This window comes from Burkholderia anthina, assembly GCF_902498995.1.
Taxonomy (GTDB): domain Bacteria; phylum Pseudomonadota; class Gammaproteobacteria; order Burkholderiales; family Burkholderiaceae; genus Burkholderia; species Burkholderia anthina.
Genome location: NZ_CABVLY010000023.1, coordinates 55,085 through 68,313 on the forward strand (window position 1 = coordinate 55,085; position 13,229 = coordinate 68,313).

At 69.8% G+C, this 13,229-nt stretch carries 9 protein-coding genes; all 9 read right to left on the bottom strand.

The window, feature by feature from the left end; all coding sequences use genetic code 11:
• Nucleotides 1-15: 15 nt before the first annotated feature.
• The 9 genes from ptsP to BME24068_RS26030 all read right to left on the bottom strand — a co-directional run bounded on the left by ptsP (nucleotide 16) and on the right by BME24068_RS26030 (nucleotide 13,201).
• The gene (gene ptsP, locus BME24068_RS25990) at nucleotides 16-2,598 is read right to left on the bottom strand and encodes a phosphoenolpyruvate--protein phosphotransferase (RefSeq protein ID WP_174927831.1); all 2,583 of its coding nucleotides are present in this window, start codon (nucleotides 2,596-2,598) and stop codon (nucleotides 16-18) included.
• Nucleotides 2,599-2,613: 15 nt separating this feature from the next.
• The gene (locus BME24068_RS25995) at nucleotides 2,614-3,621 is read right to left on the bottom strand and encodes an SIS domain-containing protein (RefSeq protein ID WP_096507383.1); all 1,008 of its coding nucleotides are present in this window, start codon (nucleotides 3,619-3,621) and stop codon (nucleotides 2,614-2,616) included.
• Nucleotides 3,614-4,717 (bottom strand): N-acetylglucosamine-6-phosphate deacetylase, encoded by a 1,104-nt coding sequence (nagA, locus tag BME24068_RS26000; protein ID WP_096507384.1) that lies wholly within the window; start codon nucleotides 4,715-4,717, stop codon nucleotides 3,614-3,616. The genes BME24068_RS25995 and nagA overlap by 8 nt, the downstream gene beginning before the upstream one ends.
• Before the next feature lie 96 nt (nucleotides 4,718-4,813).
• A complete protein-coding gene (locus BME24068_RS26005; RefSeq protein ID WP_096507385.1) occupies nucleotides 4,814-5,548 on the bottom strand; it encodes a GntR family transcriptional regulator in 735 nt (244 codons plus the stop codon).
• A gap of 318 nt (nucleotides 5,549-5,866) precedes the next feature.
• Nucleotides 5,867-9,085 carry an error-prone DNA polymerase gene (locus tag BME24068_RS26010; RefSeq protein ID WP_174927832.1) on the bottom strand — a complete coding sequence of 1,073 codons (3,219 nt, stop codon included), beginning with the start codon at nucleotides 9,083-9,085 and terminating at the stop codon, nucleotides 5,867-5,869.
• Between the two features lie 6 nt (nucleotides 9,086-9,091).
• The gene (locus tag BME24068_RS26015) at nucleotides 9,092-10,579 is read right to left on the bottom strand and encodes a Y-family DNA polymerase (RefSeq protein ID WP_096507387.1); all 1,488 of its coding nucleotides are present in this window, start codon (nucleotides 10,577-10,579) and stop codon (nucleotides 9,092-9,094) included.
• Entirely contained in the window at nucleotides 10,512-11,219 is a 708-nt protein-coding gene (gene imuA / locus BME24068_RS26020; protein ID WP_096507388.1) for a translesion DNA synthesis-associated protein ImuA, read from the bottom strand. Before imuA ends, BME24068_RS26015 begins: the two co-directional genes overlap by 68 nt.
• A gap of 289 nt (nucleotides 11,220-11,508) precedes the next feature.
• On the bottom strand, nucleotides 11,509-12,303 hold the full coding sequence (locus BME24068_RS26025) for an ABC transporter ATP-binding protein (RefSeq protein WP_096507389.1): 795 nt from the start codon (nucleotides 12,301-12,303) through the stop codon (nucleotides 11,509-11,511).
• A 1-nt stretch (nucleotide 12,304) separates the two neighbouring features.
• Nucleotides 12,305-13,201, bottom strand: a complete 897-nt coding sequence (locus BME24068_RS26030) for an ABC transporter permease (protein WP_096507390.1) — start codon at nucleotides 13,199-13,201, stop codon at nucleotides 12,305-12,307.
• Nucleotides 13,202-13,229: the final 28 nt, after the last annotated feature.

The window sequence follows — 13,229 nt, forward strand, 5'->3', positions numbered from 1 at the left end:
GCCCGCCGTCGACGTTCAGTCGAGCGGCCAGACTTCGCGGCTTGCTGCCCTTACCGCCTGTGCCGAGTCGAGTGCGAGCAGATCCTGCGCACGCTGGCGGCACAGCTGGTAATCGAGACGGCGCACGCGCGCCTTGATGCCCGGCACCGATACCGGATCGACCGACAGTTCGGTCACGCCGAGGCCGACGAGAATCGGCACCGCGAGCGGATCGCCGCCCAGCGCGCCGCACACGCCGACCCACTTGCCGTGCTTTTGCGCGCCGCGCACCGCGATGTCGATCAGGCGCAGCACGGCCGGATGCAGGCCGTCGGACTGCGCGGCGAGATCGGCCTGGCAGCGGTCCATCGCGAGCGTGTACTGCGTGAGGTCGTTGGTGCCGATCGACAGGAAATCCGCGTGCTGCGCGAGCTGGTCGGCCAGCAGCGCCGCCGACGGCACCTCGATCATCACGCCGACCTCGATCGGCTCGGTGCGGCCCTGCGCCTGCGCGAATTCGTCGATGCGCTTCCTGATCCGCACGAGTTCGCCCGCGTCCGTCACCATCGGCAGCAGGATGCGCACCGCGCCGAACGGCTTCACCGCGAGCAGGCCCTGCAGCTGATCGTCGAGCAGATCCGGTCGCACCTGTGCGAGGCGGATGCCGCGCAGGCCGAGCGCCGGGTTCGGTTCGGGCGGCAGTGTCAGGTAATCGACTTCCTTGTCGGCGCCGACGTCGAGCGTGCGGATGATCGCGGTGCGGCCCTGAAGCGCGTCGACGATCGACTGGTAGCTCTGCTGGTGTTCGACGACGGTGGGCGCCGCCTGGCGATGGATGAACATCAGCTCGGTGCGCAGGAGGCCGACCGCGTCCGCGCCGTTGTCGACCGCGGTGTTCGCGTCGTCGAGCGTCGCGATGTTCGCGGCGATCTCGATCGCGCGGCCGTCGATGGTCGCCGCGGCCGCGCCGGCCATCTGCCGGTTCGCTTCGCGTACACCGTCCAGACGCTGGCGCTCGTGCCGGGCACGCTCGACGTCGAGTGCGGTCGGCGCGTGTTCGAGGCGGCCCGCGCTCGCATCGACGACGACCTGCGTGCCGTCCGGAATCGCGTACAGCGCGTCGCCGACCGCGACGAGCGCCGGGATGCCGAGCTGACGCGCGATGATCGCCGCATGCGACGTCGCGCCGCCGCGTGCCATCACGAGCGCGGTCACGCGCTGGCGATCGAGCGACGACAGGTCGGACGGCGTGAATTCCTCGGCGGCCAGCACGGCCTCGTCAGGCAGCGTGCGTGTCGCGCCGCTCGTGTGGCCGAGTGCGCGCAGCACGCGCTTTTCGATGTCGCGCAGATCCGCCGCGCGCTCGGCGAGCAGCGTGTCGTCGAGCTTCGACAGCGTGTCGATCTGCGCGCGGATGGTCGCGCGCCACGCGAAGCCCGCGCTCTTGCCGAGGCTGATCTGGTCGCGCGCCGCATCGACGAGTGTCGGATCTTCGAGCAATACGCGATGCACCGCGAAGATCCCCGCCTCGCCGACCGCGCCGCGCGCGGATGCGTTGCGCACCGTTTCGCCGAGCTCGGCGTCGACCGCCTTCAGCGCCTGGTCGAGGTGGCGGCTTTCGGCGGCAGGCGTGCCGGCCGCCTGTTCGGGCGGCACGATGTCGGCATCGTCGAGACGCACCAGCGTGCCGACCGCGATGCCGGGCGCCGCGCATACGCCCGCGAGCGTGTTCGGATCGAGGGGCGCGCCGGTGTTGCGCACGATAGCCTGCGGCGCGGGCGAGCGCAGCCGGGCCGGCTTCTCCTCGGCCTCGCCGTGCGCTTCGCGCAGCAGTTCGTTCGCGATCGCATCGACCGCCTGTTGCGCGTGCGCGCCGCGACCGACCAGCTCGACGGTCGCACGTTCGCCGGCGCCGAGACCGAGCAGGCCGACCACGCTTTCGATCGACGCCTTGCGGCCGTCGAAATGCACTTCGACGTGCGCGTCGAGCCCGCGCGCGGCTTCGCGCGCCCGTGCGGCCGGCCGTGCATGCAGGCCGCCCGGCTGCGTCAGCACGATCTCGCGACGCACTTCGTTCATCGCGGCCGCACCGGCCTGCGCCGCCTGCGCGGCGGCTTCGCCCTTGCCGCGCAGCGCGAGCAGCGGCGTCTTGCCAGCCGTCGCGAAGCCGCTCGCGCGCTCGACGACGTCGAACGCGTCGGAGTTCGCGATCGCGACCACCGACACCAGCGAATGCGCGCTGCGCGCGACCGCGTCCTGGTCGAACTCGATCAGCAGGTCGCCCGCTTCGACACGCGCGCCGGCTTCGACGTGCGCCGTGAAGCCCTGCCCGTTCAGCTCGACCGTATCGATGCCGATGTGCAGCAGCACTTCCGCGCCTTGCGGCGTCGTGATCGTCACGGCGTGGCCGGTGCGCGCGAGATGCGACACGATGCCGGCGCACGGCGCGACGAGCTTGCCTGCGAGCGGATCGATACCGATGCCGTCGCCGAACATCCCGCCGGAGAACACCGGATCGGGCACGTCGGCCAGCGCAACGATCGGCCCCGTCAGCGGGGCAAGCAGAACGACCTGATCATGGGTGGAACTCTTCAACTGGGACTCCTCGGCGCGTCTCATCGGCTGTCTCGGCTATCAGTGCGTTTCGGTGACTTTGTTCAGATGGCGCGGCGTGTCGGGATTGCGGCCGCGCGCGACGGCGAGATCCGCCGCCATTACGTAGAACGAAAGAATGGCGGCGATCGGGTCGAGCGCCGAATGGGCGGACTGCGCGAGCGGCAAGGTCGCGCCGGGCGTGCCGGCGGGCGCCGCGAGCAACACGGCCGCACCGCGTGCGCGCATGTCCTGCGCGAGCTGCAGCAGCCCGGCCTGCTCGGGCCCCGGCGGTGCGAACACGAGCAGCGGATAGTCGCGGTCGATCAGCTCCATCGGGCCATGACGGACTTCGGCGCTCGAGAACGCCTCGGCCTGGATGCCCGAGGTTTCCTTCAGCTTCAGCGCGGCTTCCTGCGCGATCGCCAGGCCGAGGCCGCGGCCGATCACGATCATCCGTTCGATCCCCGCGAGCGCGGCGACGGCCGGCGACCAGTCCAGCTGGCCGGCTTGCGCGAGCACGTCCGGCAGGCCGCGCAGTGCGGTCATCAGCGCGGCGTCGCGCTGCCAGTACGCGACGATCTGTGCGGACGCCGACAGCATCGCGATGTAGCTCTTGGTCGCGGCGACCGACAGTTCGGGGCCGGCCAGCAGCGGCAACGGGTGCTCGCACGCATCGGCGAGCGGCGACGGCAGCACGTTCACGGCGGCGACGGTACGCGCACCGGCGTCGCGCAACGCGGCCATCGTGTTGACGAGATCGGGGCTCTTGCCCGACTGGGAGAACGCGATCGCGAGCTGGTCCCGCACTTTCAGCGGCGCCTGCTGCAGCGTCGCGACCGACATCGGCAGCGACGCGACGGGCACGCCGAGGCGGCTCATCGTCAGGCTCGCGAAGTAACTGGCGGCATGATCCGAGCTACCGCGCGCGACCGTCAGCGCGACGGCCGGCGGGTGATCGAGCAATTGGCCGGCGAGCGCTTCGACGCGCGTGGTGTCGGCGAGTTGCGCGGCGACGACCTGCGCGGACTCGCGCGCTTCCTTAAGCATATTCGACAATCGATTCTCCTTCGACGTAGGTCGCGGTGAGGTTCAGGTCGCGATCGAACACCGCGAGGTCGGCCCATGCGCCGCGCTCGAGGCGGCCGCGATCGGCGATGCCGAGGTAGTCGGCCGCATAGCGCGACATCCGGTTCGACACGTCGGCGATCGGCAGGCCGATCGACACGAGGTTGCGCAGCGCCTGGTCCATCGTCAGCGTGCTGCCGGCGAGCGTGCCGTCGGCGAGCCGCACGCCGCCGAGGCACTTGGTCACGTGCTGGCTGCCGAGCCGGTATTCGCCGTCGGGCATGCCGGTGGCGGACGTGCTGTCGGTCACGACGTACAGGCGCGGGATCGCGCGCAGCGCCGCACGGATCGCGCCCGGGTGCACGTGCAGCAGATCGGGGATGATTTCCGCGTACTCGGCATGCGCGAGCGCGGCGCCGACGAGGCCCGGGTTGCGGTGATGCAGCGGCGACATCGCGTTGAACAGGTGCGTGAAACCGCACGCGCCATGCTTGAGCGCGGCGACGGCGTCGTCGTAGGTCGCGAGCGAGTGGCCGAGCTGCACGCGCACGCCGCGCGCGGCCATCTCGCCGATGATCTCGATGTGTCCGGCGATTTCCGGTGCGAGCGTGACGACGCGGATCGGCGCGATCGACAGGTACTTCAGCACTTCGTCGAGCACGGCCGACACGGCCGCGTCGGGCTGCGCGCCGAGCTTGCCGGGGTTGATGTACGGCCCTTCGAGATGCACGCCGAGCACGCGCGCGCCGCCCGGCGTACGGGTGCGCGCGACGGTGCCGAGGTTCGCGACGACTTCCATCAGTTCGTCGCGCGGCGCGGTCATCGTCGTCGCGAGCAGGCTCGTCGTGCCGAACTGCGCGTGGGTGCGCGCGATCGTCTCGATCGCGTCGCCGCCTTCCATCACGTCGGCGCCGCCGCCGCCGTGCACGTGCAGGTCGATGAAGCCGGGCAGGATGTACGGCGCGTCGTTCTTCGCTGGGTCGGCGGGCGCGCCGTCGAGCGTGGTGATGCGGCCGTTCTCGCTATCGAGCGAACCGTGAATCCAGCCGTCGGGGGTAAGGATGTTTCCAGTCAGCATGACGTTTCTCTTGATGATCTGGTGACGCGGACATCCGCGTCGCGATTTGCAAATCGGTTGCGTTCGTTGCGCGTGGCGCGCGGGCAGTCTCGCGCGTCAGCGTTTCAGTTCGGCGACGAAGTCGTAGTAGTCGTCGCGGCAATACGTTTCGGACACTTCGATCGCGCGCTGGTCGGCGCCATAGCCGATGCGCGTGATCACCAGCAGGGCCGAGCCCGGCTTCACCGCCATCCACTTCGCGATCTCGTGCGTCGCGTTGGCCGCGCGAAAGTGCTGCAGCGCGCGCACGACGGTCATCCCGCGCGCGTCGAGGTATTCGTACAGCGACGCGCCGAGCGCCTGCGGATCCGGCAACACCGCGGCCGGCAGCGTCGAATGCTCGACGGCCATCACGATGCCGTCCGCGCGACGCAGCCGTTCGAGCCGCGCAACCGTCGCGCCGGGCGCGAGGCCGAGACGCGTGATCTCGTCGCGGTTCGCGGCGCGCAGCTTGCGCGACAGCCACACCGAATCGGGCCTGAAGCCGCGCTGCTGCATCTTCGCGGTGAAGCCGACGAGACGCGACAGCGGATCGGCGACACGCGGCGTGATGAAGCTGCCCGCACCGCGCGCCCGCTTGATCAGCCCCTGCTCGACCAGCAGCGCGAGCGCACGGCGGGCCGTGATCCGCGACACGCCGACCGACACCGACAGCAACCGCTCCGACGGCAGCGCCTCTCCGGCTCGCCACGCGCCGGCGTGAATCGCGCTCGCCAGATTGCGGGCGAGCTGCAGATACAGCGGCGTGTCGTTGACGGGATCGGGCGCCAGTTCGGCCCAGCCGGTTTCCATGTGCCTCCGGGTGTCGGACGACGATCTCGGACCGTCGAAAGTGAACGCATTATATAACCACAATAATACCAGTCAACGAACTGGTATTAGCGGTGCGAAAATCGCCGAAAGCCTTGTCCGGCAAGCGTTTTAGTAGCGGGAAAGCCTTTGTTTACAACGCGATGCAGGATAGGGATTTACCCGGATTGGTATGCAAGGGGACCGTTCCAGTGCCGGATTCGTCGTGCTGGCGGTGCTGAAAACGAGACGAAAATAGAACCAGTTCGGCCAACTGGTATGCATGGAACGCGGCCACCGCACGCATGCCGGCACGCCGCGTCAATGGAACTCGCGGCTCGACGTGCGCAGGCCGCCGAGCAGCGGCGTCAGATCCTCGAAATGCTGCGCGACGAGGTGCCTCACGTCGCTGACGACCTGCCACACGCCCGACGCCGCGAGCAGCCGCGAATCGAGCGTTTCGCGACGCTGCCGCGCGAGCAGCTCGGGCCGCACGATCACGTTCACGCAGCCCGTTTCGTCCTCGAGCGTCATGAACATCACGCCCTTCGCGGTGCCCGGCATCTGCCGTGCGATCACGAGCCCGCACGCGCGCGCGAGCCGGCCGTCGGGACGGTCGCGCAGCTCGGCCGCGGACGACAGCCGCTGCGCGCGCAGCGCGGGCCGCAGCAGCGCGACCGGGTGGCGGTTCAGCGTGAGACCGGTGGTGTCGTAGTCGGCGAGGATGTCGTCGGCTTCCGACGGCGCGCCGAGCGCGGGCTTCTCCGCTTCGTCGATCGGCGCGGCGGCGAGCAGGTCGCGTTCGGGCGCCGCGGCGACGGCCTGCCACAGCGCATCGCGGCGATGGCCGGCAAGCATCGCGAGCGCGTTCGCGGCGGCGAGCGCTTCGAGATCGCGCCGTTCGAGCTGCGCGCGACGCGCGAGCGTGTCGACGTTCTCGAACGGGCCGGCCGCGCGCGCGGCCTCGATGCGCCGCGCGGCAGCTTCGCCGAGACCGCGCACGAGCGACAGGCCGAGCCGCACCGCCGGCTGGCCGCGCGGTGGCGGCTGACCCGGCAGCGCTTCGAGCGACGCTTCCCAGCCGCTTTGCGTGACGTCGATCGGCAGCACCGTCACGCGGTGACGTTTCGCGTCCTGCACGAGTTGCGACGGCGGGTAGAAACCCATCGGCTGGCTGTTCAGCAGCGCGGCGAGGAAGACCGCCGGTTCATGGCATTTGAGCCAGCTGCTCGCGTATGCGAGCTTCGCGAAGCTGGCCGCGTGGCTCTCGGGGAAACCGTATTCGCCAAAGCCCTTGATCTGCTCGAAGATCTGCTCGGCGAATTCGCGCGTGTAGTTGCGCTCGAGCATCCCGTCGACGATCTTGCCGTAATACTTCTCGAGGTTGCCCTTGCGTTTCCACGCGGCCATCGCCCGGCGCAATTCGTCGGCCTCGCCGGGCGTGAAGCCCGCCGCGACGATCGCGATCTGCATCACCTGTTCCTGGAAGATCGGCACGCCGAGCGTGCGTTCGAGCACGGCCTTGAGCGCGTCGCTCGGGTACGTGACCTCGCCCGCTTCTTCGCCGGCCACGATCCTGCGCCGCTTCAGATACGGATGCACCGCGCCGCCCTGGATCGGCCCGGGCCGCACGATCGACACCTGGACGACGAGATCGTAGTAGTTGCGCGGTCTCAGCCGCGGCAGCATCGACATCTGCGCGCGCGATTCGATCTGGAACACGCCGACCGTATCGGCGCGGCAGATCATGTCGTAGGTGGCGTCGTCATCCTGGGGAATGTGCTTCAGCGTGAACGGTTCGCCGCCTGGCTCCGGCGGCCCGCGCCACGCGGTGCGCATGTCGAATGCGCGATGCAGCGCCGACAGCATGCCGAGCGCGAGCACGTCGACCTTCATCAGGCCGAGCGCTTCGAGATCGTCCTTGTCCCACTGGATCACGCGCCGCCCGTCCATCGCCGCGTTCTCGACCGGCACGAGCCGCGTGAGCTTGCCGCGGCTGATCACGAAGCCGCCCGAATGCTGCGACAAGTGGCGCGGGAAGTTGAGCAATCTCCCCGCCAGTTCGGCCCATGCGCGAATCAGCGGCGTTTCGGGATCGAGCCCGGTCGTCGCAAATTGCTGCAGCAAATCGCGACTGCCGTCGAACCAGCGATGCCCCTTCGCGACGCGGTCGACCAGCATCGGATCGACGCCGAGCGCCTTGCCGGTTTCGCGCAGCACGCCGCGCGGGCGATACGTCGACACGGCGGCCGCGAGTGCGGCGCGGTCGTGCCCGTATTTTTTGTAGATATGCTGAATCACTTCTTCCCGACGCTGGTGCTCGAAGTCGACGTCGATATCGGGCGGCTCGCCGCGTTCCGCGCTGATGAAACGCTCGAACAGCATCGTGCTTTGATCCGGATTGACTTCGGTGATGCCGAGGCAGTAGCAGACGACCGAGTTCGCGGCCGAGCCGCGGCCCTGGCACAGGATGTTCTGGCTGCGCGCGTATTTGACGATGTCGTAGACGGTCAGGAAGAAGGGCTCGTATTCCAGTTGCGCGATCAACGCCAACTCGTAGTCGATCCGCTCCCGCACGTGCCCGGGTACCGTTCCGGCGTAACGTTGAAGTGCGCCGTTCCGGGTCTCCTGCTCGAGGTAACTCGTTGGCGTATGTCCGGCCGGCACGATCTCGTCGGGATACTCGTAGCGAAGCGTGTCGAGTTCGAAACGACACGCATCGAGAATCACGCACGTTTCGGCGATCTCGCCCGGCGAAAACAACTTCGCGATCCGCCCACGCGTACGCAGATGCTGCTCCGCGTTCGGCGCAAGCGCATACCCGCACTCGGCAACCGGCATCCCGACCCGGATCGCCGTCATCACGTCCTGCAGTGCCTTGCACGAGCGCCGGTGCATCGTCACGTCGCCGAGCGCGACGACACGCACCCCGCGCCGCGCGCCGGCCGCGCGGATATCGTCGCGCTGCGCACCATCGAGCGCGCGCTGCAGTTGCACGAGCCCGAGCCGCGCGCGCTCGCCGAACGTCGTGCGAAACCACGCGACCTGCGCATCGAGCACGTCCGCGCGCACCGGATACGCAGGCACGAGGATCGCGAAGCAGTCGGGCATGCCGCGCAGATGCGCACACTCCGCGGGCGGTGCCGACAGCATCCGCGACGTCAGCGTGTAAGTCCCCTTCGGCGCGGCCATCCGCCGCCACGAAATCAGTTCGGAAAGATTGCCGTAACCCTCGCGGTTCTGCGCGAGCAACACGAGCCCGAACGCGCCGGGGCCAGGATCGTGGCCGGGCGCGACGTCATCCGGCGTGACTTCGAAATACGATCCGATGACGAGCGGCAGCTCTTTCGCCTTCGCCGCGACATGCATGCGCGGCGCGCCCGCGAGCGAGCATTCGTCGGTGATCGCGATCCCGCGATAGCCTTGCTCGGCCGCGCGCTCGACCAGTTCCTCCGCATGCGACGCGCCATGCAGAAACGAAAAGTTCGAACGGCAGAACAACTCCGCGTAATCGGGCAGCCAACTGAATTCCGCAACCATCGCCGCTCATCCGAACAGGCCGTGCAGGAACCAGCGCGGCACGGCCTGGCTGCTCGAACGCTCCAGGAACACCCAGTAGCACGCACCCTCTTCGTCCTGCGCGACGTGGTAATCGCGTGCGACCATCTGCCCGTCGAACCACCCGGCTTCGATCCGCTCGGCCGACGACATCATCCTGAGCGGCGTATGAAATACCGGCCGCTCGCCGCGCATCAACAACGGCAGCGGCTCGGCCAGCAGCCACGCGGGGCGCGGCGGCGCGGCGGGCGGCCCGCCGGCCGGCTTGCCCGCGTGCGCATCGAGCGGCAGCCAGCGGTTCGCGGCCTCGGGACGGTAATCGGCGACGGGGGCCGCGCGCAGCACGTTGTCCGCGCCGAGCCGTGCGACCAGCAATTCGAACAGCCGCGCGCGCGTCTCTTTCGTGCCGCCCGGTTCCGGAAAGAGATCGTCGGCCGGCGGCGCGACCGATTCGACGCGCGTGGCCTTCAGCCGCACCGCGATCACCGCGGCCGGCAGCTCGACGCGCGCGAGCCGCTCGCCGAGCAGCCGCATGAAGTGCGCCTCGTCGCGCACGGGGGCGGCGAACGCGAGTTCGAGCGGCGTCGGCGGCACGGCCTGGCGGCCGCGCTCGTGCTCGAGATCGAACGTCATCGCGGCCAGCGACAACTGTCGCGCGGCCAGCCACCCGCATAGCTGCACGACGAGCCGCCGTGCGGCGAACAGCACGGCTTCCGCATATTCGACGCGCTCCGGCAATTCGAGCCGCACGTCGAACACCGGCGGCACCGCCATCCACGCAAGCGGTTCGACCGCATCGCCGTATGCGCGATCGAGCGCGGCGAGCAACGCCGGACCGCAGCGGCGCTGCAGCCCCGCGCGTGGCAGGCCGCGCAGATCGGCGAGCGTGCGGCAGCCGAGGCCGTCGAACCAGCCCGCATACGGGCGCGCCTCGGGCAACAGCACGCACGGCAAGCGATCGAGCGCACGAACGAGCGAGGCCGGCGCGGCCACGCGACGCCGGATGCAGGCGCGCGCCGACGTGCGCGCGAGCAGCCACGCACCGCGCCCGGTCGGCGCGGCGGACAGGCGCGCCGCATAGCCGAGCGCCGCGAGCGTCGCGCGCACCTGGCGGCACAGCGACGGTAGGCCGCCGAACAGGCGCAGGCTCGGGCCGACGTCGACGATCAGCGTGGCTTCGTCGTCGAGCGCGACGCACGGCGAGAAACGCAGCAACGCGAGCGCGACCGCGCGCAGCGCATCGGCCTCGCGCGCGGGATCGCGTTCGACGAGCCGCGTATCGGGCGCGAGCGTCAGCACGCCGCCGCGCTTCATGCCCGCGCGCACGCCCTGCCGGCGCGCCGGTGCGTCGGCAATCAGCACGACGCCCTGCTCGAGCACCGCACAGCCGGCATCGCCGGCCGCTGCGTCAGACGGCGGCGGGGCGCACACGTCGAGCGGCAGGCGCGGCAGATGGATGCCGAGCAAGACGCGCATAGCGGCTCTCCACGATGGGCGACGGCAAATCGAGCGTAAGCGGCTCGCTGCGCGCGGGCCCGCGACGCTTGACGATGTCGAGCGACACGCCGCCCGGCACCGGATACAGCGCGACGCGCAGCACGGCCGGCGACGGCTGACGTGCGGCCGACAGCGGGCGCAGCATCACGAACAGCGTGTCACCGGTGCGCGCGGCCGCAAGATGCAGGCGCCGCAACGCATCGGCGCGCGCGTCCTGCCAGAGCAGCAGCGCACCGCAGCAGCCCGTCCTGAGCGCCTGCTCGGCGGCCCACAACGCATCGGTGCGGTTGCCGGCGCGCAGCCACAGCAGCGCGTCGGACGGCACGCCGAGACTGGCGAGCGCGGTTGCATGCGGCGACTGCGGCGGCGCGACGAGCGCGAGCGGACGCCGCGCGCTGACCGTGCGCGCGAGCGCCGGCGCGAGCAGCCGCATCTCGCCGCTGCCCGGCTGCGCGGCCAGCAGTTCGACCAGCCCGCCGACCGGCCAGCCGCCGCCCGGCAGCTCGGCCGACAGCGGCGCAAAGCCCGTGTCGATCGTGCGCGGGCCACCGCGCGCGAGCTGCGAGCCGCGCCACAGCGACGGATGAAGGGATTCGGGAGAAATGGAGGATGCGAGCATGACGCCACCCACAACTGTATGGATATACAGTATATGGCAATGCGCTCGCGTCGCACAGTACTGGTACGAAACCAGTCTTTCGTCAGATGAAACGCGGAAGAAAAACCGGCGCGCCCGTCATCTCAAGGCGAACCGGCCCGGGCGTGGCCGGCTCGCATCGACCGAACGCCCACGACAACCACCCGGCCCGGGCGACGCCCGCGAAACCGGATCACGCCGCCGGACCGGCAAGCAAACCGGCACGATGCCCGCACCGCACACCGCGCCGATCCGCGCCGCCTGTCACGCGTCAGCCGAGCAGCAGCGCGTCGTCGTCGAGCTGCTCGTGACGCACCTTCTCGAACATCTGCAGCAGGTCCGGCACGTCGAGCCCCTTGCGCTGGTCGCCCGACACGTCGAGCACGACCTGCCCCTGGTGCAGCATCACCGTGCGGTCGCCGTAGTCGAGCGCCTGCCGCATGCTGTGCGTGACCATCATCGTCGTCAGCTTGCTCTCGGCGACGATACGCGCGGTCAGCTCCAGCACGAACGCGGCCGTCTTCGGATCCAGCGCGGCCGTGTGCTCGTCGAGCAGCAGGATCCGTGACGGCCGCAGCGATGCCATCAGCAGGCTCACCGCCTGCCGCTGCCCGCCCGACAGCAGCCCGATCCGGTCGGTCAGCCGGTTTTCCAGCCCGAGGTTCAGCAGACGCAGCTTGTCGCGGAACAGCTCGCGCGACGGCCGGTCGAGCGCCGCGCGAAAGCCGCGCCGTGCGCCACGCGCCATCGCGAGCGCCATGTTCTCCTCGATCGTCAGCGCCTCGCAGGTGCCGGCCATCGGGTCCTGGAACACGCGCGCGACGAGGTGCGCGCGATCCCATGCGGGCTGGCGCGTGACGTCCGTGCCGTCGATCGCGATGCGCCCCGAATCGACGCGCTGGTCGCCGCTGACCGCGTTGAGGAAGGTCGACTTGCCGGCGCCGTTCGAGCCGATCACCGCGACGAACTGGCCGTCGGGAATCTCGAGCGACAGCCCGCGCAGCGCGCGCGTCTCGATCGGCGTACCGGGGTTGAACGTGAGTTTCAGGTCTTGTGCGGACAGCATGTCATGCCCCTCCGTTCTTGCGCGCGAACAGCTTCTTGCGCGTCGCCGGCAACACCAGCGCGATCGTGACGAGCGCGGCCGTCACGAGGTTCAGGTCCTGCGCCTTCAGGCCGATGAATTCGCTGTTCAGCGCCAGCGCGATGAAGAAGCGGTAGACGATCGCGCCGAGCACGACGGCGAGCGTCGTCAGCACGAGCCGGCGCGCCGGCAGCAGCGTCTCGCCGATGATCACGGCGGCCAGCCCGATCACGATCGTGCCGATCCCCATCGAGATGTCGGCGCCGCCCTGCGTCTGCGCGAACAGCGCACCGGCGAGCGCGACGAGCGCGTTCGACAGCGCCATCCCGGCGAGCGTCGCGCGGCCCGTCGCGATGCCTTGCGCACGCGCCATCCGCGGGTTCGCGCCGGTCGCGCGCATCGCGAGGCCGAGCTGCGACGAGAAGAACCAGTCGAGGCCGAGCTTCGCGACCACCACGACGATCGCGAGCAGCGCCGGGCGCAGCACGTAGTCGGGCATCCAGTCGGGTTGCAGCACGGTGAAGATCGTCGGCTCGGTGATGAGCGGCACGTTCGGCCGGCCCATGATCCGCAGGTTCACCGAGTAGAGCGCGATCATCATCAGGATACTGGCGAGCAGATCCATGATCTTCAGGCGCACGTTGAGCCAGCCGGTGACGAAGCCGGCCAGCGCGCCCGCGACGATCGCGATCACCGTCGACGTGAACGGGTCGTAGCCGGCGGAGATCAGCGTCGCGGCGACGGCGCCGCCGAGCGGAAAGCTGCCGTCGACGGTCAGGTCGGGGAAATTGAGGATGCGAAACGAGATCAGCACCCCGAGGGCGACGAGACTGAAGATCAGGCCGATCTCCAGGGCGCCCAGAAACGAGAACAGAGACATGATGGGGAAATCCTGTTGCTTCCCGGCC

Bases quoted from the DNA above. Each gene is read 5' to 3' on its own strand.
- ptsP (WP_174927831.1), bottom strand. From the start codon at position 2,598: ATGAGACGCGCCGAGGAGTCCCAGTTGAAGAGTTCCACCCATGATCAG.
- BME24068_RS25995 (WP_096507383.1), bottom strand. From the start codon at position 3,621: ATGCTTAAGGAAGCGCGCGAGTCCGCGCAGGTCGTCGCCGCGCAACTC.
- nagA (WP_096507384.1), bottom strand. From the start codon at position 4,717: ATGCTGACTGGAAACATCCTTACCCCCGACGGCTGGATTCACGGTTCG.
- BME24068_RS26005 (WP_096507385.1), bottom strand. From the start codon at position 5,548: ATGGAAACCGGCTGGGCCGAACTGGCGCCCGATCCCGTCAACGACACG.
- BME24068_RS26010 (WP_174927832.1), bottom strand. From the start codon at position 9,085: ATGGTTGCGGAATTCAGTTGGCTGCCCGATTACGCGGAGTTGTTCTGC.
- BME24068_RS26015 (WP_096507387.1), bottom strand. From the start codon at position 10,579: ATGCGCGTCTTGCTCGGCATCCATCTGCCGCGCCTGCCGCTCGACGTG.
- imuA (WP_096507388.1), bottom strand. From the start codon at position 11,219: ATGCTCGCATCCTCCATTTCTCCCGAATCCCTTCATCCGTCGCTGTGG.
- BME24068_RS26025 (WP_096507389.1), bottom strand. From the start codon at position 12,303: ATGCTGTCCGCACAAGACCTGAAACTCACGTTCAACCCCGGTACGCCG.
- BME24068_RS26030 (WP_096507390.1), bottom strand. From the start codon at position 13,201: ATGTCTCTGTTCTCGTTTCTGGGCGCCCTGGAGATCGGCCTGATCTTC.